The sequence below is a fragment of the Micromonospora sp. ABR4_055 genome (assembly GCF_056160425.1).
Map to the genome: position 1 here is coordinate 1 of NZ_JBSWXD010000095.1, position 26441 is coordinate 26441.

The 26441-nt window shown below is 71.6% G+C and carries 25 protein-coding genes, 1 tRNA gene and 2 pseudogenes; 6 read left to right on the plus strand and 22 right to left on the minus strand.

Annotated features, from left to right (window positions below; translation table 11 throughout):
• Nucleotides 1–154 precede the first annotated feature (154 nt).
• The 4 genes and pseudogenes from ACXAHD_RS20705 to trpS all read right to left on the minus strand — a co-directional run bounded on the left by ACXAHD_RS20705 (nt 155) and on the right by trpS (nt 3181).
• On the minus strand, nt 155–574 hold the full coding sequence (locus ACXAHD_RS20705; protein ID WP_281555418.1) for a hypothetical protein: 420 nt from the start codon (nt 572–574) through the stop codon (nt 155–157).
• A 54-nt stretch (nt 575–628) separates the two neighbouring features.
• Nucleotides 629–1543: pseudogene (locus ACXAHD_RS20710) on the minus strand (YhjD/YihY/BrkB family envelope integrity protein); the annotation flags it as partial.
• A 61-nt stretch (nt 1544–1604) separates the two neighbouring features.
• Nucleotides 1605–2153: a 2'-5' RNA ligase family protein gene (locus tag ACXAHD_RS20715; RefSeq protein WP_281553161.1), complete on the minus strand. Its 549-nt coding sequence runs from the start codon at nt 2151–2153 to the stop codon at nt 1605–1607.
• Nucleotides 2154–2155: 2 nt separating this feature from the next.
• Nucleotides 2156–3181, minus strand: coding sequence for a tryptophan--tRNA ligase (gene trpS / locus ACXAHD_RS20720; RefSeq protein WP_281553160.1), 1026 nt, complete (start codon nt 3179–3181; stop codon nt 2156–2158).
• Nucleotides 3182–3351: 170 nt separating this feature from the next.
• Between trpS and galK the strand changes: the two genes are divergently transcribed.
• Both galK and ACXAHD_RS20730 read left to right on the plus strand, forming a co-directional pair.
• A complete protein-coding gene (gene galK / locus ACXAHD_RS20725) occupies nt 3352–4602 on the plus strand; it encodes a galactokinase (protein ID WP_281553159.1) in 1251 nt (416 codons plus the stop codon).
• A gap of 23 nt (nt 4603–4625) precedes the next feature.
• Nucleotides 4626–5195, plus strand: a complete 570-nt coding sequence (locus tag ACXAHD_RS20730) for a hypothetical protein (protein ID WP_475052587.1) — start codon at nt 4626–4628, stop codon at nt 5193–5195.
• 57 nt (nt 5196–5252) lie between these two features.
• On the opposite strand, the gene ACXAHD_RS20735 is transcribed toward ACXAHD_RS20730, so the two are convergent.
• The 8 genes from ACXAHD_RS20735 to ACXAHD_RS20770 form a co-directional block, all read right to left on the minus strand.
• The gene (locus ACXAHD_RS20735) at nt 5253–6542 is read right to left on the minus strand and encodes a sulfate adenylyltransferase subunit 1 (protein ID WP_281553157.1); all 1290 of its coding nucleotides are present in this window, start codon (nt 6540–6542) and stop codon (nt 5253–5255) included.
• A complete protein-coding gene (gene cysD, locus ACXAHD_RS20740) occupies nt 6542–7453 on the minus strand; it encodes a sulfate adenylyltransferase subunit CysD (protein WP_281553156.1) in 912 nt (303 codons plus the stop codon). The genes ACXAHD_RS20735 and cysD overlap by 1 nt, the downstream gene beginning before the upstream one ends.
• 84 nt (nt 7454–7537) lie before the next feature.
• Nucleotides 7538–8380: a 3'(2'),5'-bisphosphate nucleotidase CysQ gene (locus tag ACXAHD_RS20745; RefSeq protein ID WP_281553155.1), complete on the minus strand. Its 843-nt coding sequence runs from the start codon at nt 8378–8380 to the stop codon at nt 7538–7540.
• A 114-nt stretch (nt 8381–8494) separates the two neighbouring features.
• The gene (gene pth, locus ACXAHD_RS20750; RefSeq protein WP_281553154.1) at nt 8495–9082 is read right to left on the minus strand and encodes an aminoacyl-tRNA hydrolase; all 588 of its coding nucleotides are present in this window, start codon (nt 9080–9082) and stop codon (nt 8495–8497) included.
• Nucleotides 9083–9157: 75 nt separating this feature from the next.
• Nucleotides 9158–9784 carry a 50S ribosomal protein L25/general stress protein Ctc gene (locus ACXAHD_RS20755; protein WP_281553153.1) on the minus strand — a complete coding sequence of 209 codons (627 nt, stop codon included), beginning with the start codon at nt 9782–9784 and terminating at the stop codon, nt 9158–9160.
• Nucleotides 9785–10109: 325 nt separating this feature from the next.
• A complete protein-coding gene (locus ACXAHD_RS20760) occupies nt 10110–11090 on the minus strand; it encodes a ribose-phosphate diphosphokinase (RefSeq protein WP_281553152.1) in 981 nt (326 codons plus the stop codon).
• A gap of 64 nt (nt 11091–11154) precedes the next feature.
• Complete coding sequence (gene glmU, locus ACXAHD_RS20765) at nt 11155–12681, minus strand: bifunctional UDP-N-acetylglucosamine diphosphorylase/glucosamine-1-phosphate N-acetyltransferase GlmU (protein ID WP_348650012.1); 1527 nt, start codon at nt 12679–12681, stop codon at nt 11155–11157.
• An 89-nt stretch (nt 12682–12770) separates the two neighbouring features.
• A tRNA-Gln gene (locus ACXAHD_RS20770) sits at nt 12771–12842 on the minus strand.
• A gap of 237 nt (nt 12843–13079) precedes the next feature.
• Between ACXAHD_RS20770 and ACXAHD_RS20775 the strand changes: the two genes are divergently transcribed.
• Nucleotides 13080–14045: an acyl-CoA desaturase gene (locus tag ACXAHD_RS20775; protein ID WP_281553151.1), complete on the plus strand. Its 966-nt coding sequence runs from the start codon at nt 13080–13082 to the stop codon at nt 14043–14045.
• A 183-nt stretch (nt 14046–14228) separates the two neighbouring features.
• Nucleotides 14229–14834 (plus strand): TetR/AcrR family transcriptional regulator, encoded by a 606-nt coding sequence (locus ACXAHD_RS20780; RefSeq protein WP_281555416.1) that lies wholly within the window; start codon nt 14229–14231, stop codon nt 14832–14834.
• Between the two features lie 36 nt (nt 14835–14870).
• Here ACXAHD_RS20780 and ACXAHD_RS20785 read toward each other — a convergent pair whose 3' ends face one another.
• The 8 genes from ACXAHD_RS20785 to ACXAHD_RS20820 all read right to left on the minus strand — a co-directional run bounded on the left by ACXAHD_RS20785 (nt 14871) and on the right by ACXAHD_RS20820 (nt 22086).
• Complete coding sequence (locus ACXAHD_RS20785) at nt 14871–15287, minus strand: hypothetical protein (RefSeq protein WP_475052596.1); 417 nt, start codon at nt 15285–15287, stop codon at nt 14871–14873.
• A gap of 5 nt (nt 15288–15292) precedes the next feature.
• On the minus strand, nt 15293–16066 hold the full coding sequence (locus tag ACXAHD_RS20790; protein WP_475052599.1) for a hypothetical protein: 774 nt from the start codon (nt 16064–16066) through the stop codon (nt 15293–15295).
• 127 nt (nt 16067–16193) lie between these two features.
• Nucleotides 16194–16688: a DUF4383 domain-containing protein gene (locus tag ACXAHD_RS20795; RefSeq protein ID WP_475052601.1), complete on the minus strand. Its 495-nt coding sequence runs from the start codon at nt 16686–16688 to the stop codon at nt 16194–16196.
• A gap of 167 nt (nt 16689–16855) precedes the next feature.
• Entirely contained in the window at nt 16856–17308 is a 453-nt protein-coding gene (locus tag ACXAHD_RS20800) for a DUF4383 domain-containing protein (protein ID WP_475052604.1), read from the minus strand.
• Nucleotides 17309–17430: 122 nt separating this feature from the next.
• Nucleotides 17431–19293, minus strand: a complete 1863-nt coding sequence (locus ACXAHD_RS20805; RefSeq protein ID WP_281567123.1) for an ABC-F family ATP-binding cassette domain-containing protein — start codon at nt 19291–19293, stop codon at nt 17431–17433.
• The gene (locus ACXAHD_RS20810) at nt 19293–20249 is read right to left on the minus strand and encodes a 4-(cytidine 5'-diphospho)-2-C-methyl-D-erythritol kinase (protein WP_475052607.1); all 957 of its coding nucleotides are present in this window, start codon (nt 20247–20249) and stop codon (nt 19293–19295) included. Before ACXAHD_RS20810 ends, ACXAHD_RS20805 begins: the two co-directional genes overlap by 1 nt.
• 63 nt (nt 20250–20312) lie before the next feature.
• The gene (gene rsmA, locus ACXAHD_RS20815; RefSeq protein ID WP_281553146.1) at nt 20313–21197 is read right to left on the minus strand and encodes a 16S rRNA (adenine(1518)-N(6)/adenine(1519)-N(6))-dimethyltransferase RsmA; all 885 of its coding nucleotides are present in this window, start codon (nt 21195–21197) and stop codon (nt 20313–20315) included.
• A gap of 4 nt (nt 21198–21201) precedes the next feature.
• Nucleotides 21202–22086, minus strand: coding sequence for a TatD family hydrolase (locus tag ACXAHD_RS20820; RefSeq protein WP_289213699.1), 885 nt, complete (start codon nt 22084–22086; stop codon nt 21202–21204).
• A gap of 127 nt (nt 22087–22213) precedes the next feature.
• Here ACXAHD_RS20820 and ACXAHD_RS20825 point away from each other — a divergent pair, with 127 nt between their 5' ends.
• Nucleotides 22214–23500: a hypothetical protein gene (locus ACXAHD_RS20825; protein ID WP_281553145.1), complete on the plus strand. Its 1287-nt coding sequence runs from the start codon at nt 22214–22216 to the stop codon at nt 23498–23500.
• A 19-nt stretch (nt 23501–23519) separates the two neighbouring features.
• Here ACXAHD_RS20825 and ACXAHD_RS20830 read toward each other — a convergent pair whose 3' ends face one another.
• Together ACXAHD_RS20830 and metG are read right to left on the minus strand one after the other, a co-directional pair.
• Nucleotides 23520–24158: a LysE/ArgO family amino acid transporter gene (locus ACXAHD_RS20830; RefSeq protein ID WP_289212121.1), complete on the minus strand. Its 639-nt coding sequence runs from the start codon at nt 24156–24158 to the stop codon at nt 23520–23522.
• A gap of 4 nt (nt 24159–24162) precedes the next feature.
• Entirely contained in the window at nt 24163–25965 is a 1803-nt protein-coding gene (metG, locus tag ACXAHD_RS20835) for a methionine--tRNA ligase (protein WP_281553143.1), read from the minus strand.
• Between the two features lie 120 nt (nt 25966–26085).
• Here metG and ACXAHD_RS20840 point away from each other — a divergent pair.
• Nucleotides 26086–26441, plus strand: a pseudogene (locus tag ACXAHD_RS20840) (hypothetical protein); the annotation flags it as partial.

Consider the following 26441-nt stretch of genomic DNA (forward strand, 5'->3'; position numbering starts at 1 on the left):
GGGGGGGGGGGGGGTGGGGGCGGGGTATTTGTTGGGGTGGATGGGGTTGGTGTGTGTTGGGGTTGTGTTGATGCTTTTTGTTTGGGGTTGGGTCCGCTCCTCCCCCCCCCCCCCCCCCCCCCCCCCCCCCCCCCCCCCCCCCCACCACTGATGGTCAGCTCCCGGCGGTCAGCATGTTGGCGATGCGGGCCATGCCGGCGCGTACCTCGTCCGGTGACGGCGGCGGCGACGGCTCGACGTGACGCTCCTGCGGCTCGGCGTCGTTGCCGCCGACCAGATCCTCGAAGTCGTCGTACTCGGCGACGTCCTCGTCGGCGGAGGCCTGAGCGGCGGCCAGCTCGCCGCGGATCTCCTCGACGGTGACCAGGGTCAGCAGCGGCTCGACCACCGCCATCAGCTCCTCGTCGGCGACCACCGTCTCGGCCAGGGCCAGCGCGTGCGCCCGTTCGTACGGCCCGCACACCACCGGTTCCCACTCGCCGTCCTGGTCGCCGAGCGGCCCGAAGGTGATGATCCACGGCATCGTGTGCGCCGGTGAGTCGTCCGGCAGCTCAAGCGTGACTAGTGCCCCCACCTGACCGATCATCGTCGTACACCGGAGACCGTCGGCGGCTTTTGCCGCTTTTACTGCTTTTGACGGTGCCGTTCCGGCTGTCCGGCGGGGCGTACGCCCGGCTGTCCGCCGGGCGGTCAGGTCGACCACCCGGCCGTGCCGGCTGGTCGCGGCCAGCGCCGCGCCGAACAGCAGCAGCTGGTTGAGCAGGTAGAGATAGATCAGCAACCCGACCGCGCCGGCCACCACGGTGTACGCGGGATTGCGCTCGAACCTGCCGACGTAGAACCGCCCGGCGGTGTTCAACACGGTCAGCCCGAACGCCACCACGACAATCGGGGCGACCAGCCGCCGGGCGGACATCCGCAGCCGGGGCACCGCGACCAGCAGCGCCGCGGCGAGCACCAGGTTGATCACGAAGGCGAGCAGCACGCTCGCGACGGCCGCGGCGACCGAGCTCTCGCCGAGCAGCCAACCCAGCAGCGACCGCAGCGCGTCGACCGCGCCGACCGAAACGCCGATCAGCAGGAACACCCCGACGAGTACGGCCAGGTCGACGACCTGCCGTACGCCGAAGAAGCCGGGCTGCTGGTCGAGCTGGTAGACCAACCGCTGCGAGGAGCGGATCGCCTCCACCCAGCCGATGCCGGTCAACCCGAGCAGCACCAGGCCGACGACACCGACCTGGCCACTGTTGCGTTGAATCTGGTCCAGGTCCAGGAACGGCAGGTTCTGCAGCAGGAAGTCGGCGACCGCCGCGCTGACCTCGGCGTTGGCCTCCACCAGGGCGCCGAACACCCAGTACGCGACCAGACCGAGGGCGAAGACGGCGAAGAACCCGTAGTACGCGATCGCGGCGGCCAGCCGCCCGCCCAGCACCTGGTTGTAGCGTTCGACCGCCCGCCAGAGGTGGTTCAGGCGCGGGTACCGCCGCCGGGACCGGTCCAGGGCCCGCTGGGTGCCGGACCAGGCCCGGTCGAATACGTTCACCCCGTCATCCTGGTGCATCGGGGCAGCGTCAGGTGGTCAGCCGGGCGGGCACCGCGAGCGGTCAGCCGCCGAGCGGGAAGTCCCGGTGCGGCCGCCACCGCCCCTCACCGCTGTGCGAGAAGAGCGTGAACGAGTCGACCTCGAACTGTGCCTCGAAGCCTGCCAGGTCGTCGTAGACCTTGTCCATCGCATCGGTTGGCACGTCCTGGGCGACGGTCACGTGCGGGTGGTACGCGAAGCGGCTTTCCCGGACGAGCTGGTCGGCGGTGCCGATTGCCGAGGCCAGCAGCTCGCACTCGCTGATCCCCGCCGCCACCGCGACGAAGACCACCTCGGTGATCGGCCGGAACGTCCCGGTTCCGCGCAGGTGCAGCGGGTACGGCGGGTGCGCGGCAGCCACCGCCGCCAGGTGCGCCTCCACCTCGGCCAACTGATCTTCGACGATGTCGGTCGGGCCGAGCAGGGTGATGTGCGCGGGCACGTACTCGGCGGCCGGGTCGCCGGCCTCGGCCCGGCGACGGGTCAGCTCTTCGCCCCAGGGCTGCGGGATGTCGATGGCGACGCCGATCCGCACCTGACCGGGAGCTGGTCGCGCGCCGATGACGGACACTGTCAGACAGTCCCCGCGGGTGCCAGGAAGCCGACCCGGTCGTACACGGCGGCGAGCGTCGCGGCCGCCACCGCCTCGGCCTTACCCGCGCCGATCGCCAGCACCTTGTCCAGCTGGGCCGGGTCGTCGAGGTAGCCGCGGGTGCGCTCCTGGATCGGCCGGACGACCTCCACCACCACCTCCGCCAGGTCCTTCTTCAGGTCACCGTAGCCCTTGCCCTGGTACGCGGCGGTCAGCTCGTCGAGCGTCCGGCCGCTGAGCGCGGCGTAGATGGTGAGCAGGTTGCTGATGCCGGGCTTGCTCTCCGGATCGTAGATGATCTCCCGGCCGGTGTCGGTGACCGCCGAGCGGATCTTCTTGGCCGATTTTGCCGGATCGTCCAGCAGGTCGATGATGCCGGCCGGGGAGGACGACGACTTGGACATCTTGGCGGTCGGGTCCTGCAGGTCGAGGATCTTGGCAGTGTCCCGCACGATGTACGGGGCCGGCACGGTGAAGGTGGCGCCGAACCGGGTGTTGAACCGCTGCGCCAGGTCCCGGGTGAGTTCCAGGTGCTGCCGCTGGTCCTCGCCGACCGGGACCGCGTCGGCCTGGTAGAGCAGGATGTCGGCGGCCTGCAGCACCGGGTAGGTGAACAGCCCGACGCTGGCCCGCTCGGCGCCCTGCTTGGCGGACTTGTCCTTGAACTGCGTCATCCGGCTCGCCTCGCCGAACCCGGTGATGCAGCCCATCACCCAGGCAAGCTGGGCGTGCTGCGGCACCTGGGACTGGACGAACAGGGTGCACCGGCCCGGGTCGAGACCGGCGGCGAGCAGCTGGGCGGCGGCCACCCGGGTCCGCTGGCGCAGCACCTGCGGGTCGTGGCCGGCGGTGATCGCGTGCAGGTCGACCACGCAGTAGAAGGTGTCGTGGCTGTCCTGCATCGCCACCCAGTTGCGCACCGCGCCGAGGTAGTTGCCGAGGTGGAACGAGTCGGCGGTGGGCTGGATGCCGGAGAGCACCCGGGGGCGGGAGGCGGGCTCGGACATGTCGACAATTCTGACAGCACCGGTGGATCGATGTCTCGCCGGTATCCGACCGGCCGCCGCCGGTCGGCAATGTTCGACTCTGTTGGATTTACCCGTCACCACTGTTGATTCCTGGCCGGGTGTGATGGAATCTTCTCCGGACGACCGGCGCCGTGAAGGGACATCGACAAGTGACACTCCCGGTAGCCGACGGCGGCGCACGCGGCAGCGACGCGGAGCCGGTCACCCGCCGCGCCCACGACGGCTTCCAGCAGCGGTACGGCGTACCGCCGGCCGGCGTGTGGGCGGCACCCGGACGGGTCAACCTGATCGGCGAACACACCGACTACAACGACGGCTTCGTGCTGCCGTTCGCCCTACCGCACCGCACCGTCGTCGCGGCCGGTCCGGCAGAGGCAGCCGTAGAGGCCGGTCCGGCAGAGCCAGCCGGAGAGGCAGAGCCCGGCTGGACCGTCTGGTCGGAGCAGTCCGGCGAGGAGATCGCGTTCGGCGTCGCCGACGCGGACCGGCCCGGCGCGGTCGACGGCTGGGGCGGCTACGTCGCCGGCGTCGTGTGGGCGCTGCGCGACGCCGGATACCCCGTACCGGCCGCCCGGTTGGCCATCGCGTCCGACGTACCGCTCGGCGCCGGCCTGTCGTCGTCGGCGGCACTGGAGGCCGCAGTGCTGACCGCCCTGACCGACCTCGGCGGCATCGGCACCGACCGGCTGCCGGTGGACCGGCGGCCGGCGCTGGCCCAGCGGGCGGAGAACGGCTACGCCGGCGTGCCCTGCGGGATCATGGACCAGTCGGCGTCGATCCGTTGCCGGGCCGGGCACGCACTGTTCCTGGACTGCCGGTCGCTCGACGTCGAGCACGTCCCGTTCGACCTGGCCGAAGCCGGGCTGGCCGTCCTGGTGATCGACACCCGGGCCCCGCACCGGCACGTCTCCGGTGAGTACGCCGCCCGGCGGGGCGCCTGCGAGCGGGCGGCCCGGCTGCTCGGCGTACCGGCACTGCGCGACGTTCCGGCCGACGACCTGCCGGCCGCCCTGGACCGGCTGCCGGACGACCCGACGCGCCGCCGGGTCCGGCACGTGGTCACCGAGAACCACCGGGTCCGTGAGACGGTGACGCTGCTGCGGTCCGGCCGGATCCGGGAGATCGGTCCACTGCTGACCGCCTCGCACGCGTCGATGCGTGACGACTTCGAGATCACCGTCCCGGAGGTGGACGTCGCGGTGACCGCAGCGCTGGCCGGCGGCGCGTACGGTGCCCGGATGACCGGCGGCGGCTTCGGTGGTTGCGTGTTGGCGCTGGTCGATGCGGATGCCGCCGACCGGGTCGCGGCCACAGTGGGCGCGGCGTACGCCGGCCACGGTTTCCCGCCGCCGACATTCTTCACCGCCCTGCCCTGCGCGGGAGCCGAACGGATCCACTAACCTCGCCGCGACACATTAGACCAGTGGCGGCGGAGGTGCCCGTGGTGCAGGAGATGACCGACCGGCCGGCGGAGGACACCCCGTTCCTGGTCCGGATCGACGGACGCCGGTTCCTGATCTGGGCCGGCGGGCTGGCCGCCGTCTGCTGGTTGCTGGCCGGTGGGCTGCTCGGCGGGTTGGCGTACCTGGTCGCGAGGGAGGCGGCGGTCGGCCGACCGGCGACGATGGCGCTGGCCGGCCTGCCGGTGCTGCTGCTCGGCGGGTTGCTGGCCGCGACGGTGACCATGTGGCACGGCCGGTTCACCGGCCGTGGCCCGGTGCTGGCCGCCGACCGGACCGGGGTCTGGGTGGCGAACGGCAGTTTCCGCGCCAACCCGGTCTGGCTGCCGTGGGACGCGGTGTCGGCGGTGCAGGTCCGCCGGACCGGAATCGAGGACCTGATCTTCATCGACGCGCAGACACCGCACCCGGCGGTGCCGCCGGGTGCCCGGCTGATGGTGCCGACCATGCTGCTGGACTGCGGCAGCACCCAGATCGTGGCCGCGCTCGGCGCGCTGGCCGCCGGCCGGGCCCCGGTCTACGGACGCTGGTGAACTCAGCCGCAGGGTCGGGCCCGCCAGTGACAGCGGACCCGACCCGTCAGCCCAGGGTCAGCCGGCTTCGATGATCATGCCGGCGGCGGCGGTCCGGTTCGTCGACTCGTCGATCAGGATGAAACCGCCGGTGGTCCGGTTACGCCGGTACTCGTCGGTGAGCAGCGGGACCGTGCTCCGGAAGGTGACCCGGCCGATGTCGTTGAGGCCGAGCTGGCTGGCCGACTCGTCACGGTGCAACGTGTTGACGTCCAGCCGGTACTGCACGCCACGGACCACGGCGCGGGCGCTGCGGGTGGTGTGCTTGATGGCGTACTTGCCGCCCACCTGCAGCGGCCGCGTCTCGTCCATCCAGCAGATCATCGCCTCGACGTCCTGCGCCGGGGTGGGCGCGTTGTGCGGCCGGCAGATCAGGTCGCCCCGGGAAATGTCCAGCTCGTCGGTGAGTCGCACGGTCACCGACATCGGCGGGAACGCCTCGTCGACCGGGCCGTCGGCCGTCTCGATGCTGGCAATCGTGCTGGTCAGCCCGGACGGCAGCACCATCACCTCGTCGCCGGGCTTGAGCACCCCGGATGCGACCTGGCCGGCGTAGCCACGGTAGTCGGTGACGGTGGTCGACTGCGGCCGGATCACGTACTGCACCGGGAACCGCACGTCGACCAGGTTGCGGTCGGAGGCGATGTGCACATGCTCCAGGTGGTGCAGCAGCGACGGGCCTTCGTACCAGGGGCTGCGCTCGGAGCGGGTGGCGATGTTGTCGCCGTTCAACGCCGAGATCGGGATGACCGACAGGTCGGGCACCTCGAGCTTGGCGGCGAAGGTGGTGAACTCGTCGGCGATCGTCTCGTAGACCGACTGGTCCCAGTCGACCAGGTCCATCTTGTTGACGCAGAGCACCAGGTGCGGCACCCGCAGCAACGAGCAGAGGAACGCGTGTCGGCGGGACTGCTCGACCAGGCCCTTGCGGGCGTCGACCAGGATCAGCGCCAGATCGGCGGTGGAGGCACCGGTGACCATGTTGCGGGTGTACTGGGTGTGCCCGGGGGTGTCGGCGATGATGAACTTGCGCCGGGGGGTGGCGAAGTAGCGGTACGCCACGTCGATGGTGATGCCCTGCTCCCGCTCGGCGCGCAGGCCGTCGGTGAGCAGCGCCAGGTTGGTGTACTCGTCGCCCCGGGCCGCGCTGACCGCCTCGACCGCTTCCAGCTGGTCGGTGAAGAGCGACTTGGTGTCGTAGAGCAGCCGACCGATCAGGGTCGACTTGCCGTCGTCGACGCTGCCGGCGGTGGCGAACCGCAGCAGGTCCATGGCCCGGGTGGTGGGGGCGTCAGCCGTCACCGTCATCAGAAGTAGCCCTCCCGCTTGCGGTCTTCCATGGCGGCCTCACTGACCCGGTCGTCGCCCCGGGTGGCCCCGCGCTCGGTGATCCGGGTCGCGGCGACCTCGTCGATCACCTTCTCGACGGTGTCCGCCGGGGAGCGGACCGCCGCCGTGCAGGAGGCGTCGCCGACGGTGCGGTAGCGCACCTGCTCGATGAACGACGTCTCGCCGGAGCGGGGCTGGATGAACTCGTTGACGGCGTACAGCATGCCGTCGCGCTCGATCACCTCGCGCTCGTGGGCAAAGTAGATCGGCGGCAGCTCGATCCGCTCCCGGGCGATGTAGTGCCAGACGTCCAGCTCGGTCCAGTTGGACAGCGGGAAGACCCGGATCGACTCGCCCGGGTGGTGCCGGCCGTTGTACAGCGACCACAGCTCGGGGCGCTGGTTCTTCGGGTCCCACTGGCCGAACTCGTCGCGGAACGAGAAGACCCGCTCCTTGGCCCGGGCCTTCTCCTCGTCCCGGCGGGCCCCGCCGAACAGGGCGTCGAACCGGTACTTCTCGACCGCAGCCAGCAGCACCGGGGTCTGGATGCGGTTGCGCATCCCGTCCGGCGACTCGTGGACCAGCCCCGACTCGAGGGCTTCCGGCACGCTGGCGACGACCAGCTGCAGACCGAGTTCGTCGACCCGGCGGTCGCGGTAGTCGAGCACCTCCTGGAAGTTGTGCCCGGTGTCGACGTGCATCACCGGGAACGGGATCCGGGCCGGGGCGAATGCCTTCTGCGCCAGCCTCAGCATGACGATCGAGTCCTTGCCGCCGGAGAAGAGCAGCACCGGCCGCTCCAGCTCGGCGACGACCTCGCGCATGACGAAGATGCTCTCCGCCTCCAGCGCGTCGAGGTGGGAGACGCGGTACGCGGTCGCGTTGGTCATCACACCCACCCCTGGTTGTGGGTCATCCGAAGCTTGGTCATCCGAATACCAGACCTTTCCGGTTGGCAAGCTGGAGATAGAGGGTCAGGATACCTGCAGATGCTGTCGCAACGCTGCGAGCAGTTTGCTGGCAAGATCTCGTCGGCAGACCACCAGATCTGGCAGCCGTGGGTTGGCTTCGTTGTACTGCAGCGCGGATCCGTCGATCCGGGAAGCGTGCAGACCGGTGGCGGTCGCCACGGCGACCGGCGCGGCCGAGTCCCACTCGTACTGGCCGCCGGCGTGCACGTAGGCGTCGGCGTCGCCGGCGATCACCGCGGCGATCTTGGCGCCGGCCGAGCCCATCGGCACCAGCTCGGCACCGAGCTGCTCGGCGAGCGCGGTGACGAAGGCGGGTGGCCGGCTGCGGCTGGCGGCCAGCCGGATCGCGCCGCCGGCCGACGCCGCCGCCGGCATCGGCGGGTACGGCGGCGGGTGCTCGGTGCTGATCGTGCGGTGCTGGGCGGGCAGGCCCACCGCGCCGGCGACCAGCCGGTGCGGGGTGGAGCCGCTGCGGGACCAGAGCGCCACGTGCACCGCCCAGTCGGCGCGGCCCTCCTCGGAGAACTCCCGGGTGCCGTCGAGCGGGTCGATGATCCACACCCGGTCGGCGGTGAGCCGGGACGGCCCGGCGTCCGTCGAGGTCTCGGCGTCCGGGTCCGGCAGCGCCTGGCGGGCGCCGTCGTCCTCCTCCGACAGCACCGCGTCCGCCGGCCGCCAGCGGGCCAGTTCGGTACGGAGCAGGTCGTGGGAGACCTTGTCACCGGCCGCCTTGAGCGCGGTCGGGTCGGCGTACCCCAGCTCCTCACGGACCTGGAGCAGCGACTCGCCGGCGCGCCCGGCGAGCCATCGGGCGAATGCGGCATCGGTTACCGGCGGCGTGCTCATCTGGCTCCTCTCCTACCTGCCCGGCGGAAACCGGGCCGTCCACCCGGAATCCACGGGCGGTGTTCTGCCCGGTTCACGATCCAGCTGTCCCAGACGTAACGCCACAGCCGCCTCTCAGGTGCTGTGGTACGTGTTCTGGGCCCACTCGAGCCCTCGGACGACCACCGCTTCCACCAGGTCAGCGGCCCGATCGACGAGAAAGTCGAGTTCCTTGCGTTCAGTTGTCGAGAAATCTGACAAAACATAATCTGCTGGATCCTGTCGACCGGGCGGACGCCCGATCCCGAACCTGACCCGCAGGTACTCCTTGCTGCCGAGCGACCGGGACATGGAGCGCAACCCGTTGTGGCCACCCTCTCCACCGCCCTGCTTCACCCGCAGTCGACCGTAGTCGATGTCCAGCTCGTCGTGCACCGTGACGATCTGCTCGACCGGCACCTTGTAGAACTTCGCCAACGCGGCCACCGGGCCACCGGAAAGGTTCATGTACGTCAGCGGCTTCGCCAGCACCAGCTTCGGCCCGCCCAGGCCGAGCCGCCCCTCGCCGGACTCGGCCGCCGCCCTACGGTGCCGGCTCAACCGCACGCCCAGCCGACCGGCGAGCAGGTCCGCGACCATGAACCCGACGTTGTGCCGGTTGCGGGCGTACTCCCGGCCCGGGTTGCCCAGCCCCACGACCAGCCACGGTGCCGTCTCCACCACACCTCCTGAAACGGATCAAGGCGTCACCGCTGCGGCAGGGCCGGCAGCGGGACGCCCGGATCGTCGAACGGCAGGTCAGACCGGCTGCTCGGCGGCGCCCTCGGCGACGGACTCCTCGGCTGCCTCCTCGCCGGTCTCCGTGTCGAGCTGGGCGGCGCTCGGCGCGGCGGAGACCACCACGAGCACGGTCGCCGGGTCGACGGTCAGCTCGACCCCGCCCGGCAGCTGGACGTCGCCGGCGGTGGCGTGCGAGCCCGGCTCCAGACCCTCGATCGACACCTCCAGCGACTCCGGCACCCGGGTCGCCTCGGCGCTGACCGACAGCGTGTCGTGCTCGTGCATCACCAGGGTGCCCTTGGCCGGCTCGCCGACCAGCTGCACCGGGATGTCCACGGTGACCTTCTCGCCCCGGCGGACCAGCAGCAGGTCGACGTGCTCGAAGGTGTCCTTGACCGGGTCACGCTGGATCGCCTTGGTCAGCGCCAGCGCCTGGGTGCCATCGGTAATGTCGATGGCGAACAGCTGGTTGGCGCCGCCGTGCCGGATCGCGGCGGCGAACTCACGGGCGGGCAACGCGATGTGCTTGGGCTTCTCGCCGTGGCCGTACAGCACGGCGGGCACCTTGCCGGCCCGGCGGGTACGGCGGGCACCACCCTTACCGAACTCGGTGCGGGGCTCGGCGCTGATCTTTACCTCGGACACGGGAGTACTCCTGGAGTTTCGGCAGTGCGTGCGGGGGAACCTGATCCGGCTCCGGGGAGACGGATGCGATGTCGGCGGTGCCGGGCGAAGGGGCACGCTGGGCGCTCGTCCAACTGGGCAGTGCCCGGAGCACCGCGTCGATCACGGTGCTTCCGGGCGGCAGCGCTTCGTCAGCAGCGGCCCGCAGGGCACCCTCGCCGTGGCAACCGCACCAGTCTACCCGAGGCTGGTGAACTGGTTCAGGCAGTACCCCTTGTGTGGGCGGATCTTCCCGCGCGGGCGCGGGCCGTAGATCAGCTCAGCCCGCGCGGGCGCGGGCCGTAGATCAGCTCAGCCCGCCGAACAGCGTCGTCACCGAGCCGTCGTCGAAGACTTCGCGGATCGCCCGGGCCAACAGCGGCGCGATGGACAGTACGGTGAGCTTGTCCAATTGTTTCTCCGCCGGCAGTGGCAGGGTGTTGGTCACCACCACCTCGCTGATCCGGCTGTTCTTCAACCGCTCGGTGGCCGGGTCGGACAGCAACGCGTGGGTGGCCGCGACCGCGATGTCCGACGCACCCGCGTCGTAGAGGATCTCCGCCGCCTTGGTGATCGTCCCACCGGTGTCGATCATGTCGTCGACGATCAGGCAGACCCGGCCCTCGACGTCACCGACCACCCGGTTCGCCACTACCTGGTTCGGCTTGAGCGGGTCCCGGGTCTTGTGGATGAAGGCCAGCGGGCAGCCGCCGAGCCGGTCGGTCCAGCGCTCGGCCACCCGGACCCGGCCGGAGTCCGGCGCGACCACGGTCATCGGCCGCCCGGCGAACCGGCTCTCGACGTAGCCGGCCAGGATGTCCATCGCGAAGAGGTGGTCGACCGGGCCGTCGAAGAAGCCCTGGATCTGTGCGGTGTGCAGATCGACGGTGAGGATCCGGTCCGCACCGGCGGTGCGCAGCAGGTCGGCGATCAGCCGGGCGGAGATCGGCTCCCGGCCGCGGTGCTTCTTGTCCTGACGCGAGTACGGGTAGAACGGCAGCACCACGGTGATCCGCTTGGCCGAGCCACGTTTCAGCGCGTCGATCATGATCAGGGTCTCCATCACCCAGCGGTTGACGCCGTGGGTGACCGACTGGACGACGAACGCGTCCGAGCCGCGGACCGACTCCTTGAACCGGACGAAGATCTCACCGTTGGAGAACTCGTACGAGTCGGACGGGGTGGGTGCGATGCCGAGCACTTCACCGATCTCCTCGGCGAGCTCGGGGAAACCCCGGCCGGTGAAAAGCATCAGGCTCTTGCGGTTCTCGGCGACGATGCTGCCCATCGAGACGTCTGCTCCCGTCAGGGTGGTTGCGGACGCCGACCTGGCTGGGCCGTACGCCGCTGGACTAGTCAGTCGCAGTATCTCCCGGAACCGGGTCGCCGGCACCGTGATGGTGGGCCGCTTCACCGTTGCCGGCCCCGACCTGCCCATTCCCGGCACCGGCCGTACCGGCCCCGGCGCGCTCCGCCGCCGCCGCGGCGGCGGTGCCCGGCCGGCGGGACTGCACCCAGCCGTCGACCGTGCGCTGCTGGGCCCGAGTGACGGCGAGCGCGCCGGGCGGCACGTCCCGGTTCACCACGCTGCCCGCCCCGACGTAGGCACCGGCGCCGATCTCGACCGGGGCGATCAGGCTGCTGTCACAGCCGACGAAGGCGGACTCCCCCACCGTGGTGTGACTCTTGTGCACCCCGTCGTAGTTGACGAAGATCGTCGCCGCGCCGATGTTGGCCCGGGCGCCGATCGTGGCGTCCCCGACGTAGCTCAGATGCGGCACCTTGGCGCCCGCGCCGATCTGCGACTTCTTCACCTCGACGAAGGTGCCGACCTTGGCCCGCTCGTCGAGCTGGGCGTCCGGGCGCAGATAGGCGTACGGGCCGACGCTCGCGCCGACGCCGATCCGGGCCTGCACGGCGTGCGAGCGCAGCACGGTCGCGCCCGCACCGACTGCGGTGTCGATCAATGTGACGTCCGGCCCGACGATGGCCTCGGCTCCGACCGTGCTGGTGCCGTACAGCTGGGTGTTCTGCTCGACGACGGCGTCGCGTTCCAGGTGCACCGTCACGTCGATCCAGGTGGTGGCCGGGTCGAGGATGCTCACCCCGGCGCGCATCCAGCCCTCGTTGACCCGGTCGGCGAGCAGCCGGCGCAACCGGGCCAGCTCCACCCGGTCGTTGCAGCCCAGCGTCTCGGTCACGTCGGCGGCGACGTGCACGCCGACCGGCGCTCCGGCGGCGGCGAGCAGACCGACGGCGTCGGTCAGGTACTCCTCGCCCTGGTCGTTGTCGGTGGTCAGCTTGCCGAGCGCGTCGCGCAGTCCGGCCGCGTCGAAGGCGTAGATCCCGGCGTTGATCTCGCGGATCCGGCGCTGCTCCGGGCTGGCGTCGCGCTCCTCGACGATGCGCTCCAGGCCGCCGGCCGGATCGCGGACGATCCGCCCCAGACCGGTCGGATCGGCGACCTCGGCGGTCAGTACGGTGGCGGCCGCGCCGGCCGACTCGTGCGCCTCGATCAGCTCGGCGACCGTCTCCGGACGCAGCAGCGGCACGTCGCCGTTGAGCACCACGACAGTTCCGGTGGCGTCGGGCGCGGCCGCCATCGCCAGCCGGACCGCGTGCCCGGTGCCGTGCTGCTCGGCCTGCAGCACCGGCACGGCCGCCGGGGCGATCTCCGACAGGTGCGCGGTGACCTGCTCGGCGCGGTGTCCGACGACGACCAGGGTGCGCTCGGCGGCGGCGGCCGCGGCAGCGGCGAGGACGTGCCCGACCAGGGTCCGGCCGAGCAGCGGGTGCAGCACCTTGGGTAGCGCCGACTTCATCCGCTTGCCTTCGCCGGCAGCGAGGACGACCACGGTACGGGACCGGGGCTGGATCACGAGAAATGCTCCCGTCAGAGCGGCGGCACACCTGCTTGACCTGGCACGACACCCAGCGTCACCGCCAGCGGTCTGGGTGTCGCGGGAAGCTCGGCCGCTAGGACTCGAACCTAGAATATCGGGACCAAAACCCGAGGTGTTGCCAATTACACCACGGCCGATCGTGCTACGGACACAGCCTAGCGTGCCGGGCGGATTCCGGCGTACTCCCATCGCCCGGCATGGGCGGGCCGGGCGGGCGCGCACACCGGCCCGGCTCGGGAACTCGGCCGTAGAAAACTACGGCTCCGTAGGTTACGGTGACGTAGGCGTAAGTTCCCGTTTCTTCACCGCTGGCCGCCGCACCGGCTGGAACGCCCCGGCGCACCGCGGTCGAACCGTCACCGCTGCGAGGTGCCATGTCAACCGCCCTACTCGAGCCGCCACAGACCAACCCCGGCCCCGCCCCCAAGCCGCTGACCGTCGGCAAACAGTCGATCGGTGTGCTGATCGCCCTCGGCGCCTTCGTGACCGTCCCGTTCCTGGCGCTGATCGCCGCCGTACCGGTCGCCTGGGGCGGCTGGCTGGGCTGGACCGACGTCATCATCGGGCTGGTCTTCTACGTGGTAGCCGGGCTGGGCATCACCGTCGGGTTCCACCGGTACTTCACCCACGGCTCGTTCAAGGCGAAGCGGTGGCTGCGGATCACCCTGGCGCTCGCCGGCTCGCTGGCGATCGAGGGCAACGTGATCCAGTGGGTCGCCGACCACCGCCGCCACCACGCCTTCAGCGACATCGAGGGTGACCCGCACTCCCCGTGGCGGTTCGGCACCAGCGTCTGGGGGCTGACCAAGGGCCTGCTCTACGCCCACGTCGGCTGGTTGTTCCACCGCGACCTGACCAACCAGGAGCGGTTCACCCCGGACCTGCTCGCCGACAAGGACATCCGCCGCATCGACCAGCTCTTCCCGGCGCTGGTCGTGTTCACCATGCTCGCCCCGGCGGCGATCGGCGGCCTGGCCACCTGGTCCTGGCAGGGTGCGCTGACCGCGTTCTTCTGGGCCGGCCTGGTCCGGGTGGCGCTGCTGCACCACATCACCTGGTCGATCAACTCGGTCTGCCACGTCTACGGGGAACGCCCCTTCGAGGTGCGGCAGGGCGACAAGGCGTCGAACTTCTGGCCGCTGGCCATCCTGAGCTTCGGCGAGAGCTGGCACAACCTGCACCATGCCGACCCGACCTGCGCCCGGCACGGCGTACTGCGCGGGCAGATCGACATCTCCGCCCGGGTGATCTGGCTGCTGGAGAAGACCGGTGCGGTCTCCAACGTCCGCTGGCCGAAGCCGGAACGGATCGCGGCCAAGCTGGTCAAGCCGGCTGGCTGAGCCGGACCGCAGCCGGTACGGCTACCCACCGGGTCGGTGCGGGCACCGGCCCGGTGGCCCGGCACTGGCAGGAGGAGCCAAGTGACGGACAACCCAACCACCAACGGTGACGCTTCACCGGGCGGCACACCGGCACCGCCACCACCACCGGCGGCACCGGCCAAATCGAACTCCCGGGTCCGTATGTCGGCCGCGCAACGCCGGGAGCAGCTGATCACCATCGGACGGCAGCTCTTCGCCGAGCGGGGGTTCGACGCCACTTCCATCGAGGAGGTCGCCTCCCGGGCGAAGGTCTCCAAGCCGGTGGTGTACGAGCACTTCGGCGGCAAGGAAGGGCTGTACGCGGTCGTGGTGGACCGGGAGGTCCGCGCCCTGCTCGACCGGATCACCAACGCGCTGACCGCCGGGCACCCACGTGAGCTGTTGGAGCAGGCCGCGTTGGCGTTGCTGGACTACATCGAGGCGGAGACGAACGGCTTCCGGGTGCTGGTCCGCGAGTCGCCGCTGCTGTCGGCCGCCGGCAACTTCTCCAGCGTGATGAACGACGTTGCGCACCAGGTGGAACACATCCTCGGTGCCGAATTCAAGAGCCGGGGGTACGACCCGAAGCTCGCCGAACTGTACTCCCAGGCGCTGGTCGGGATGGTCGCGCTGACCGGGCGCTGGTGGCTGGAGGTACGCAAGCCGCGCAAGGAGACGGTCGCCGCGCACCTGGTCAACCTGGCCTGGAACGGCCTGTCCCACCTGGAAGCGAAACCCACCCTGCTGACCCGGCGCCGCAACCACTGACCGCCGGGCAGGCGGATCGGCTCCTCCAGATGCCGACTATCCCCAGCCGTGCGCTCGCATGAGCTCCAGGTGGGCAATGTCGCGTGGGCGCACGAGGAGCTGTTTCGTCGCGGCGACGACCGCCAGCGACACGAACCGTAGGCCGTGGATGACGTCGGCAGTGTCGATCAGGTGGTCGGTCGACCATGTCTCGCGAAACCAGCCGTCCAGGATCTCGACCCTGCCGCCGAACAACGAAATCAACTGCACCGTCGAATGGGGTGCCGGCACCGGATCGCCGAGGCGGCGCGCGGCTTCCCACGCCGCACCTCGGGCCACCACGTCGATGTCCGCCGGATCGTCGATCCACCCTCGGGCGAACAGCGGCCCACTTCCGGCGATGGCGTAGTCGTAGACCGGCAACGACAGCGACAACAGCAACCGGATGTTCGGGTGATCGAAAAAGTCGGCCATCGCTCCTACAGAGGGGAAAGGCCGAGGGACACTCTGACAGCGACCCCAGTGACCACGGCCACCAGAAGGCTGGTCAGCGTACCGACTATGACGTACTGACCGAAATCGGTTCCCTGGTGACGCTGCAGTTCGGGGAGCCTGGCCAGCGACTTCGCCGCAATTGCCAGGGCAGCCGCCTCCGGCTGACCAGCGGTGATGAAGATGAAAACAAGTGCCCGTTCGATCCAACCAAGATACACACCGACCGGAACGATCGTCCCCATGTCTTCGCCGTCGTTACCCAACGCCTCGACATACGGACGGATCGCCACGGCGACGAGCCCGTTGCCAATGAAGACCGCGATCGCCAAGCCGGACATCACGATCACCCAAGTGTCGCCCGTGGTTTGGCCGAGGGCGGCGCCGAGCCCGGACACCCCGTGCAGCATCAGTCCGGCGATCACCAACGGCACGGCCAGCACCAGGGCGGAACGCCACGACAGGACGCCGATGCCGAGCCTGCGGAGGTACCCACCCGTCACATCACGGAGTGCGGCGATCTTCAGCTCCCCTGGCCAGTACCGCCTCGGTCGGCCTGAGGCCGGATCGGCCATACCTGCGGCCAGCGCGACGATCCAGACCGCGACGGCCCGCCAGCCGGACAGGACCGGGAAGACGACATAGGCAGAGTACGACGCGGTGAACGTGACCGAGGCGAGCCGCCGCTGCCGCAACAGAGCAACGCTCATCGGCAGGGCAACCGCGACGATGAGCCCGAGCCAGAGACGGGCGAGTTCCATCGGGGCTCCCGGACGCTCTGGGGCCGACCGGCCGTCGAGTGACGGCTGGCAGCCGTCGGGGGACCCAGAGTAGGCAACCGAATCAAGCCGGCTGACCTCGTACGACCGTTCAGCGGCGCCGGGACGCCTAGCTGGCGGCGCTGCTGCTACGCCGCTCGGCCGATCGGTGCGCGCCGCGCCGGTAGCGTTCCTCGTCGCCGGCCGCCTCGACCGGCCCCACCTTGTCGTACAGGCCGGTGGCCAGGAAGATCAGGCCGAAAATCAGCGAGACGATCACCGTCGACATCGAGAAGTTCAGGAAGTTGGCATCGGTCTGCAGCAGGGCCATCATCAGCAGGCCGGTGACCATGAAGATCACCGCGATGGTGAGGTTGGCGAGGTGCCCGGCCCGGCCGCCGATGATCGCCCCGATCAGGATCAGCCCGCCGTAGACGATCGAGGAGATTGAGAACGCGAGGTTGGTCCGCAGCCCGAGCACCCAGACGTCGTCCCGGGCGAACAGCGGCTCGCCCCAGGTGGCGACCGTTCCGGCGATGCCGAAGATCAGCACGTACAGGCCGGTGATCCCGGCGATCGTCCGGTAGACCGGCCGCAGCGGGTGGTTGACCGGAATGTGCGCCATGGCTGCCGCTCCTGTCGCGGATCCACGGCCCGCGTCGCGGCGACGTGGGCGTCCTTACCCGGATTCTCCCGTCGCGGGCGGGTGGCGCGCAGCCGAACCGGCCGGTAGGCGACCGCAGGATCAGCCGGATCGGAGCAGCGAACCGGAGCAGCGAACCGGAGCAGAGCTCAGAGCACGAGCCGGCCGTCCCGCCATGCCTGGGCCTCCTGCTCGGTGCCGGTCCGGCCGTACATGGCGGCCATCAGCAGCACCAGGCCGATGATCATGACGACGACGCAGGTGCTGACCGTGAAGTTGAGAAAGTTGGCGTCGGTGCGCAGCACCGCCAGCTCGGCCAGGCTCAACGCCATCAGACCGTACGCCAGCACCTTGTTGATCGCCGCGTCGATGTTGCGGCCGAGCCCCACGCCGGCCAGCACCGCCACGCCCAGCACCAGGCACAGCCCGGAGAAGCCGAGATTGGCGCCTTGGCCCAGCACCCGGCTGTCGTTCTGCGCGAAGAGGGCGTCGCCGCTGGTGACGATGATCCCGACGACACCGAAGATCACCAGGTAGAGGCCGGTCAGCGCGGCGATCGCCCGGTAGATCGGCCGGGCGGGGTGGTTGACGGGGGTGTGCATGGGGTCTGCTCCAACGCCGACGGGGGTGGTCGCCGACGATTGTCGCTCATCGCCCGCGACCAGCGGGGGGTGGCCCCGGCCGGCGCGGCCCAGCTCACCAACCGGTCCGGCTCACCCGACGCCTAGCTCACCTGCTCGGCCAGGGCGAGCCACTCCTCCTCGGTACGGCTGCGCTGCGCCTGCACCTCACGCAGTCGGGCGTCCAGCTCGGCGAGCCGGGTGAAGTCGGTGGCGTGTCGGGCCAACTCCTCGTGCAGCGCCGTCTCCTGCTGCTCCAGCTTGCCGACCTGGCGTTCCAGTCGGGCCAGCTCCTTGCGGGCCGCCCGCAGGTCACCGGCGGACAGCCCGCCACCGGCGGCGTCACCCGCCGGCCGGTCGCCGGCCGCAGCCGGGCCGGCCACACCGGAACCCGCCGGCCGGTCGGCCCCGGGACCGGCCCCGGCGGCCCGCGCCGCACCGGAGCCGGCGGCACCGCCGGCTCGGGCCAGGTACTCGTCGACCCCGCCGGGCAGATGCACCAGTCGGCCGTCGCCGAACATGCCGTACGTCTCGTCGGTGACCCGCTCGATCAGGTACCGGTCGTGGCTGGCCACGATCAGCGTGCCCGGCCACGAGTCGAGCAGGTCCTCCAGCGCCGCCAAGGTGTCGGTGTCCAGGTCGTTGGTGGGCTCGTCGAACAGCAGCACGTTCGGCTCGGCGGCCAGCAGTCGCAGCAGCTGCAGCCGGCGGCGCTCGCCACCGGACAGATCTCCGACCGGCGTCCACAGCCGCCGGTCGGTGAAGCCGAACATCTCCGCGAACTGGGTCGCGGCAAGCTCGCGGTCGCCGAACACCACCCGGCGGGCAACCTCCTCCACCGCCTCCAGCACCCGCAGCTCACCGGGGAGCTCGGCCAGCTCCTGGGACAGGAAGGCCGGCCGGACCGTCGCCCCGGTCACCACCCGGCCCTGCTGAGGGGCACGGACCCCGGCCAGCAACCGCAGCAGTGTGGTCTTGCCGGCACCGTTGGCGCCGACGATCGCGAACCGGTCCCCCGGACCGATCTGCCAGGTCAGCCCGTCGAGGATCAGCTTCTCCCCGGCGTACGCGGTCACGTCGTCCAGCTCGTAGACCTGCTTGCCGAGCCGGGCGGTGGCCAGCCGGTGCAGCGACACGGTGTCGCGCGGCGGCGGCACGTCGGCGATCAGCGCGTTCGCCGCCTCGATCCGGAACCGCGGCTTGGAGGTACGGGCCGGCGGGCCACGGCGCAGCCAGGCGATCTCCTTACGCAGCAGGTTCTGTCGGCGGGCCTCGGTAGCCGCGGCGACCCGCTCCCGTTCGGCGCGGGCCAGCGTCCAGGCGGCGAACCCGCCCTCGTAGGCGCGGACCGTCTGGTCGGCGACCTCCCAGGTGTCGGTGCAGACCTCGTCGAGGAACCACCGGTCGTGGGTGACCACTACCAGCGCGCCCCGGCGACGCTGCACCAGGTACGCGGCGAGCCAGGCCACCCCGGCGACGTCCAGATGGTTGGTCGGCTCGTCCAGGATCAGCAGCTCGGCTGGGCGGATCAGCAGCGCGGCCAGGGCGATCCGGCGCCGCTCGCCGCCGGACATCGGCCCGACCGGCTGGTCCAGGCCGAGGTGCGGCATGCCGAGACCGTCGAGGACGGTACGCACCCCGGCGTCGCCGGCCCACTCGTGCTCGGCGCCGAACCCCTCGGCCAGCCACGCGGTGCCGAGCACCACGTCCCGTACGGTGGCGTCACCGGCCAGCTCGAGCGTCTGGGGCAGCGCGGCGACCCGCAGGTCCCGGCGGTGGGTGACCCGCCCGGCGTCGGGTTCCTCGGCTTTGGTGAGCAGCCGCAGCAGGGTCGACTTGCCGGCACCGTTGAGACCGACGACGCCGATCCGGTCGCTGTCGTCCAAGCCCAGCGAGACCTCGGTGAGCAACTGCCCGACTGCGCCGTAGCCCTTGGACACCCGATCCAGATTGACAATGTTCACCATCAGATCAGCCTCGCCCCGGCGACGGCGCCGTGCGCCAGGTGCACGTCCCGGCAGACCCCGGCATCGTCGAGCGCGGCCGCGACGGTGGCCGCGCCAGCCGCGTCCGCAGCCAGGAAGACACAGGTCGGGCCGGACCCGGAGACCATGCCGGCCAGTGCCCCGGCTGCCACCCCGGTGTCCAGCACCTGCTGGAGCGCCGGGCGCATGGACAGCGCGGCCGGCTCGAGATCGTTGCCGAGCGCGCCGGCCAGCACCTGCGGATCCCGCTGGCGCAGCGCGGCCAGCAACTCGTCGGCGGCGCCGACCGGTGGCGGCGCCGCACCGGCCGCCCGCAGCCGGTCCAGCTCGGCGTAGACCTCGGGGGTGGACAGGCCGCCGTCGGCGACCGCGACGACCCAGTACCAGGTGGTGGGTCGGGCCAGCACCGGGCTGATCGCCTCGCCCCGGCCGGTGCCCAGCGCGGTGCCGCCGTGCAGTAGGAACGGCACATCCGAACCGATGCCGGCGGCCAGCCCGGCCAGGTCGTCACGGGTCAGCCCGGTCCCCCACAGCTCGTCGCAGGCGACCAACGCTGCGGCGGCGTCCGCGCTGCCGCCGGCCAGGCCGGCCGCGAGTGGGATCTGCTTGCGCAGGTGCAGTCGGGCGTGCGCGGGGACCCGGGCGTGCCTGGCCAGCGCCCGGGCGGCGCGCAGCACCAGGTTGGAGTCGTCCAGCGCCAGCTCGCCGGTGCCCTCACCGTCCATGGTCAGGATCAGCGTGTCGGCCCGCCGGACGGTCAGCTCGTCGTAGAGCGCGATCGCGTGGTAGACGGTGCTCACCTCGTGGTAGCCGTCGGGCCGGAGCGGGCCGACGGCCAACCGCAGGTTGATCTTGGCTGGCACCCGCACCTTGACCGAGCTGCGGGCGCCGCGACGGAAAATCTCGTCCTCGTCGCCCGGCCGCCATGCCTCGGTCACCGGGAAATACCCCGGCTGAGGTGGGCCGCGCGGGTACCTCTCGTCACGATCACGGCCGCCAGCCTACTCGGCCACCGTTTCGACCAGCGGCGCCGCCGCAGCGATCGCCGCGAACCGCGCCACGGTCAACGCCTCCCCCCGCGCACGCGGGTCGACCCCGGCCGCGGCCAGCACCGCCGCCGCCCGGTCCGCCCCGCCGGCCCAGCCGGCCAGCGCCGCCCGCAGCGTCTTGCGGCGCTGCGCGAACGCGGCGTCCACCACGGCGAAGACCCGACGCCGGAACCCGTCCACCGGCTGACCCGCCGGCACCGCCGGTGGCTCGCGGCGGGTGAACGCGACCAGCCCGGAGTCGACGTTGGGCACCGGCCAGAACACGCTCGGCGGGACCCGACCCGCAGTACGGGCGGCGGCGTACCAGGCCAGCTTCACCGACGGTACGCCGTACGTGCGCGAGCCCGGGCCGGCGACCAGCCGGTCGGCCACCTCTTTCTGCACCATCACCAGCCCTTGCCGCAGGCTGGGCAGCTCGGCGAGCAGGTGCAGCACCACCGGCACCGCCACGTTGTACGGCAGGTTGGCCACCAGCGCGGTCGGTTCCGGCCCGCCGAGACCGGCGGCGGTGGTCCGCAGCGCGTCGGCGGTGTGCACGGTCAGCCGGGCGAGGTCGCCGCCGCAGCCGGCGACGGTCTGCGGCAGCGCGCCGGCGAGCACCGGATCGATCTCCACCGCGTGCAGGTGGCGCACCTGGTCGAGCAGGCCAAGGGTCAGCGAGCCGAGCCCGGGGCCGACCTCCAGCACCACCGCGTCCGTTGGCAGATCGGCGGCGGACACGATCCGCCGGACCGTGTTCGGGTCGTGCACGAAGTTCTGCCCGAGCCGTTTGGTGGGTGCCACCGCCAGCCGGCCGGCCAGCTCCCGGATCTGCGCCGGACCGAGCAACTCGGTCACCGGCTCACCACGGCCCGAACACCCGGTCGCCGGTGGCCGAGATCGCGGCGCACAACTCGGTCAGGTCGGTGCCGGTGACCTCGGCAAGCAGCCGGACGGTGTGCGGGATCAGGTAGGAGGCGTTGGGCCGGCCCCGGTGCGGCACCGGCGTCAGGTACGGCGCGTCGGTCTCCACCAGCATCTGCTCGACCGGCGTGACGGCCGCTGCGGCGCACAGCCCGGCGGCGTTGCCGAAGGTCACCGTACCGGCGAAGCTGAGCACGAAGCCGCGCCGGACGCAGTCGGCGGCGAAATCCGCGTCGCCGGAGAAGCAGTGCATCACCACGGTCTGCGGGGCGCCTTCGGAGTCGAGCACCCGCAGCACGTCGGCGTGCGCGTCCCGGTCGTGGATCACCAGCGGCTTGCCGTACCGCTTGGCGATCGCGATGTGCGCCCGGAAGCTGGCCTGCTGCGCGGCCAGTCCGTCCGACCCGGTCCGGAAGTGGTCCAGCCCGGTCTCGCCGACGCCGCGCACCCGATCGGCGGCGGCCAGCGCCTCGACCTCACGCAGCGCCTCGTCCAGGTCGGCCAGTCGGGGTGCCTCGTTGGGATGCAGGGCGACCGTGGCGACCACCGCCGACGATCGCGCGGCGAGGTCCGCGCCCCAGCGCGACGACTCCAGGTCGACACCGACCTGGACCAGCCGGTCGACGCCGACCGACGCGGCCCGGGCGATCAAGGTGGCCACCGGGTCGCCGCTGTCCCGGCCGAGGACCGCCGGTTCGGCGACAGTCAGGTCCAGGTGGGTGTGGCTGTCGATCACCGGTACGGGCAGCGGATCGGGTGGCGGCGGGAACTCCCCGGCCCGGCGGGCGGCCCGTTGCCGGCGGGTCTCGGCTGGCTGCGTCATCATCGGACAGCATCACACGTCCCGGTCCGGCCGGTGCACCGGGCCACCCGGGCGGCACCGCCAATGGACATGCGGCGGCTACCACGCGTTCACCCGAAGCGGTGACCCGGCAACTACCTTCGGCGACGTGACTCTGAGCTCTGCGCGTGGCGGCGTCGCCGATGCCCCGGCCGGCCTGCACGTCCGCTTCGAGGGTGCGGTCTACCCGGCTGAGGAGATCGCCCGAGGGGCCGCCTACCGGCTGGTCAGCATGGACCCGGTAGCCGGCTTCCAGCGCGACGGCCGGGGCCGCTGGTTCCGCCACGTGCATGCCAGCGAGGTCGGCCCGGTCTCCGGCGTGGGTATCTCCGCCGGCGGCACGGGTGCCTCCGGTGCCGGCGCGGGTGCCGACGACCGCACCGACGATCCGGGCGACAGCCCGCTGATGGCCCCGTTGACCCGGGCCGCCAGCTGGGCGGACGTACATCAGCTGAGTCAGACGCCGTCGGCCGCCGACCATCCGGCAAATACCGTGGTCCGGCGTACCGCGACGGTCCGGCGCGGCACCCGGATGATGAAGGTACTTTCCGGCCGACAGGTGGCCGGCTTCCTGCGTGGCTGGGCACCGGCCGGTTTCTGCTACCGCGAGTACGACATCGCGCACCTGCGTACCCCGGCCGACCTGGCCCTGCTGCGCACCGACGACGAGGGCGGGCGGGACAGCCTGGAGGTGGCGTACGCACTGCGCTGGCGGGCCATCGGCGCCGACGACTACGAGATCCCGGCCGGGCCGGCGTACCAGGGGCTGGCGGCCATGCCGCCCCGGGACCGGATCGGCCCGCCGGTGCTCGGCACCGGGTTCACCCCGAGCGGGCGCCATCTGATCCCCGAGTTCGTCACCGCCGGCTGCACCGACCTGCCGATGCCGGCCAACGCCGCCCTGCTGGCGTACACCCCGGACGGTGCCGAGGTGGTGCTGTACACCTACCAGCCAGAGCAGCGCGGCTGGATCCGGATGGCCGGGCCGCAGCGACGACACCTGCTCGACGGGATCCCCGACGTCCCGTCCGACCAGGAGTACCTGCGCACCGGCGACCTGCCGCAGTCGACCCAGCTGGTCGGCACCCACGACGGCCAGACCTACGAGGCGGTCGCCGACCCGCCGCACGAGTTCCGGGTGCTGGCGATGACCCGGGCCGCTCGCTACCCGGTCGACTCGCTGGCCCGCCGGGTGCGGCTCGCCACCTGGCGCGACGCCCGCTGTCAGGTGCTGAGGCAGGATTCCGGGTGGAGCCGGCTGCGGCTGTGCCGGCCCACCCCGGAGGCGGTCGCGTCGCTCGGCGCGCAGTGCTACGAACGCGGCGTGTACGAGGTGTGGGCACCGAGCGTGGAGATTTCCGACGAAGGCGCGACCGACCTGCCGTACCCGCTGTGAACCGGCGGGAGCACCGCGCTCACCCGGCGGCCAGGTGGGTCAGCTCGAGGGCGAAGTAGCCGGCGAAGACCAGCATGATCGCGCCGGACACCCGGTCGAACCAGGCGATCACCCGCGGCGTCAGGAAGCGACGCGCCTGGGCGGCACCGACCGCCAGGATCAGGAACCAGGTCCACGACGCGGAGAGCGTCCCGGCGGCGAACGTCGCCCGGGAGTCCGCCGGCTGGGCGATCACCGCTGCCCCGATCACCCCGACCATGTCGAGGATGGCGTGCGGGTTGAGCAGCGAGACGCTGACCGTACGCCCGACGACCTGGCGGGCCGACCCGGCCGCCGGCCCCGGACCCGGCCCGCCCGGTGGGCCGACGGCGAGGTGCCCGCCGGCGGTACGGATGGACCGCACGCCCAGGTAGGTGAGGAAGACCGCGCCGCAGGCGAGCAGCGCCGGCCGCACGCCCGGCACGGTGGCGATCAGGCCGGACACGCCGGCGACCCCGGCGACGATCAGCAGCGTGTCGCAGCAGCCGGCGGCCAGCACCGCCCACAGCGCACGCGGCAGGCCGACCGCCAGCCCCTGGCTGACCACGAAGACGTTCTGCGGCCCGATCGGCATGATCAGGCCGAGGCCGAGCAGCAACCCGGCCAGGTAGTCGGTCACCCGGTCAGGCGGTGAGCCGGGCCAGCTCCTCGTCGACGATCGACTCGTCGAGCTTGCGGAACACCGGCTTCGGCGCGGCCAGTGGCCGGCCGGCCTCGACCGGGGTGGACTCCCACCGGGCACCGTCGCGGTAGTCGCCGGTGAGGATCGGGTACGCCGGACCGGCGTCGAGGTCGTCGACCTCGACGATCCGGGGCATCGGCGCGTGTACGCCGGCGCCGCCGAGCAGCTCGTGGATCTTCTGCGCCGAGTGCGGCAGGAACGGGGTGAGCAGGGTGTTCGCGTCCGCGACCACCTGCAGGGCGACGTGCAGGACGGTGCCCATCCGGGGCTTGTCCGCCTCGCCCTTGAGCTTCCACGGGGCCTGGTCGGACAGGTAGCGGTTGGCCTCGGCGACCACCCGCATCGCCTCACCGATCGCCTGCTTCTGCCGGTGCCGTTCGATCAGTGCGCCGACCGTGCCGAACGCGGCCCGGCTGGTCGCCAGCAGCGCCTCGTCGGCGGCGGTCAGCCCGGCCGGGTCGACCGGCGGGATGGCGCCGAAGTTCTTGGCGGCCATCGAGATCGACCGGTTGACCAGGTTGCCCCAGTCGTTGACCAGCTCGTCGTTGTTGCGGCGCCGGAACTCCGCCCAGGTGAAGTCGGTGTCCTGGCTCTCCGGGCCGGCCACGGCGATGAAGTAGCGCAGCGCGTCGGCGTCGTAGCGGGCCAGGAAGTCCCGCACGTAGATGACCACCTGGCGGGAGGAGGAGAACTTGCGCCCCTCCATGGTCAGGAACTCGCTGGAAACCACCTCGGTGGGCAGGTTGAGCCGGCCGAGCTGACCTGACTCACCGCCATGGTCGCCCTCGCCGGAGTAGCCGAGCAGCAGCGACGGCCAGATCACCGAGTGGAAGACGATGTTGTCCTTGCCCATGAAGTAGTAGGCGCGTGCCTCCTTGCCCTGGGCGTCCGCCGTCCACCAGCGGCGCCAGGCGTCCGGGTCACCGGACCGCCGGGCCCACTCGATCGAGGCCGACAGGTAACCGATCACCGCGTCGAACCAGACGTAGATCCGCTTGTCGCCGCGCTCGCGCCAGCCGTCCAGCGGGATCGGCACGCCCCACTCCAGGTCCCGGGTGATCGCCCGGGGCTGCAGGTCGTCGAGCAGGTTGCGGGAGAACCGCAGGACGTTGGGCCGCCAGCCGTCGCGGGCGTCCAGCCAGGTGCCGAGCGCCTCGGCGAACGCCGGCAGGTCGAGGAAGAAGTGCTCGGTCTCGACGAAGTTCGGCGTCTCCCCGTTGATCTTCGAGCGCGGGTCGATCAGCTGAACCGGGTCGAGCTGGTTGCCGCAGTTGTCACACTGGTCGCCCCGGGCGGCGTCGTAGCCGCAGATCGGACAGGTGCCCTCGATGTAGCGGTCCGGCAGGGTGCGACCGGTGGACGGGGAGATCGCGCCGAGGGTGGTCTTCGCAACGATGTAGCCGTTGCGGTGCAACGTCTCGAACAGCTCCTGGACCACCTGGTAGTGGTTGCCGGTGGTGGTCCGGGTGAACAGGTCGTAGGACAGGCCGAGCCCGTGCAGGTCCTCGACGATCACCCGGTTGTACCGGTCGGCCAGCTCGCGCGGCTTCAGCCCCTCGCTGTCGGCCTGCACCTGGATCGGGGTGCCGTGCTCGTCGGTGCCGGAGATCATGAGCACGTCGTGGCCGGCCATCCGCATGTACCGGCTGAACACGTCGGAGGGCACCCCGAAACCGGAGACGTGGCCGATGTGGCGGGGCCCGTTGGCGTAGGGCCAGGCGACCGCCGCGAGAACGTGACTCATACGACCAGCCTAGTTAGTGTCACCGGGCGTACGCGAACGGGTTGCCGAGCCGCCCGGCGGAGCGCGACACGCCTTCGGGGGTTCGCCCCGGCTCCGCGTGCCGGGGTGTCAAATGGCGGGGTGACCGGGGAACCCAGCATGCCGGAGTCCGACGAGCCGCCGACCGCCCCACCCACCCGGGAGCCGGCGGGCGCTCCCGAGCAGCGTCGGCGGCGGCCGAGCCCCTGGGCGACGGCCGGGCCGGAGGGCACCTGGTGGCACGGTGGCGAACCGACCGACGGCGGACCGGCCGGTGCCGTGGCATCACCTGCCGCCGAACCGGCCACGCCCGTGACCCCGGATGCCGGCGAGCCGACCGACACCGCCGCGCCAGCCGACAGCGCCGACCCGGATGACGGCGGACCGGGCGACACCGGCAGGCCGGCGGGCAACGGCAGGCCGGCGGCGGTGCCGGTGGCGGAACGGCCGCCGGGCCG

Excerpts from the sequence above, each read along its gene's own strand:
- ACXAHD_RS20800 (WP_475052604.1), bottom strand. The coding sequence starts at position 17,308 with ATGCACACCCCCGTCAACCACCCCGCCCGGCCGATCTACCGGGCGATC.
- trpS (WP_281553160.1), bottom strand. The coding sequence starts at position 3,181 with ATGTCCGAGCCCGCCTCCCGCCCCCGGGTGCTCTCCGGCATCCAGCCC.
- ACXAHD_RS20820 (WP_289213699.1), bottom strand. The coding sequence starts at position 22,086 with ATGACGCAGCCAGCCGAGACCCGCCGGCAACGGGCCGCCCGCCGGGCC.
- ACXAHD_RS20805 (WP_281567123.1), bottom strand. The coding sequence starts at position 19,293 with ATGGTGAACATTGTCAATCTGGATCGGGTGTCCAAGGGCTACGGCGCA.
- ACXAHD_RS20795 (WP_475052601.1), bottom strand. The coding sequence starts at position 16,688 with ATGGCGCACATTCCGGTCAACCACCCGCTGCGGCCGGTCTACCGGACG.
- ACXAHD_RS20735 (WP_281553157.1), bottom strand. The coding sequence starts at position 6,542 with ATGACGGTGACGGCTGACGCCCCCACCACCCGGGCCATGGACCTGCTG.
- ACXAHD_RS20790 (WP_475052599.1), bottom strand. The coding sequence starts at position 16,066 with ATGGAACTCGCCCGTCTCTGGCTCGGGCTCATCGTCGCGGTTGCCCTG.
- ACXAHD_RS20745 (WP_281553155.1), bottom strand. The coding sequence starts at position 8,380 with ATGAGCACGCCGCCGGTAACCGATGCCGCATTCGCCCGATGGCTCGCC.
- ACXAHD_RS20775 (WP_281553151.1), top strand. The coding sequence starts at position 13,080 with ATGTCAACCGCCCTACTCGAGCCGCCACAGACCAACCCCGGCCCCGCC.
- ACXAHD_RS20780 (WP_281555416.1), top strand. The coding sequence starts at position 14,229 with ATGTCGGCCGCGCAACGCCGGGAGCAGCTGATCACCATCGGACGGCAG.
- ACXAHD_RS20760 (WP_281553152.1), bottom strand. The coding sequence starts at position 11,090 with ATGGGCAGCATCGTCGCCGAGAACCGCAAGAGCCTGATGCTTTTCACC.
- ACXAHD_RS20785 (WP_475052596.1), bottom strand. The coding sequence starts at position 15,287 with ATGGCCGACTTTTTCGATCACCCGAACATCCGGTTGCTGTTGTCGCTG.
- metG (WP_281553143.1), bottom strand. The coding sequence starts at position 25,965 with ATGAGTCACGTTCTCGCGGCGGTCGCCTGGCCCTACGCCAACGGGCCC.
- cysD (WP_281553156.1), bottom strand. The coding sequence starts at position 7,453 with ATGACCAACGCGACCGCGTACCGCGTCTCCCACCTCGACGCGCTGGAG.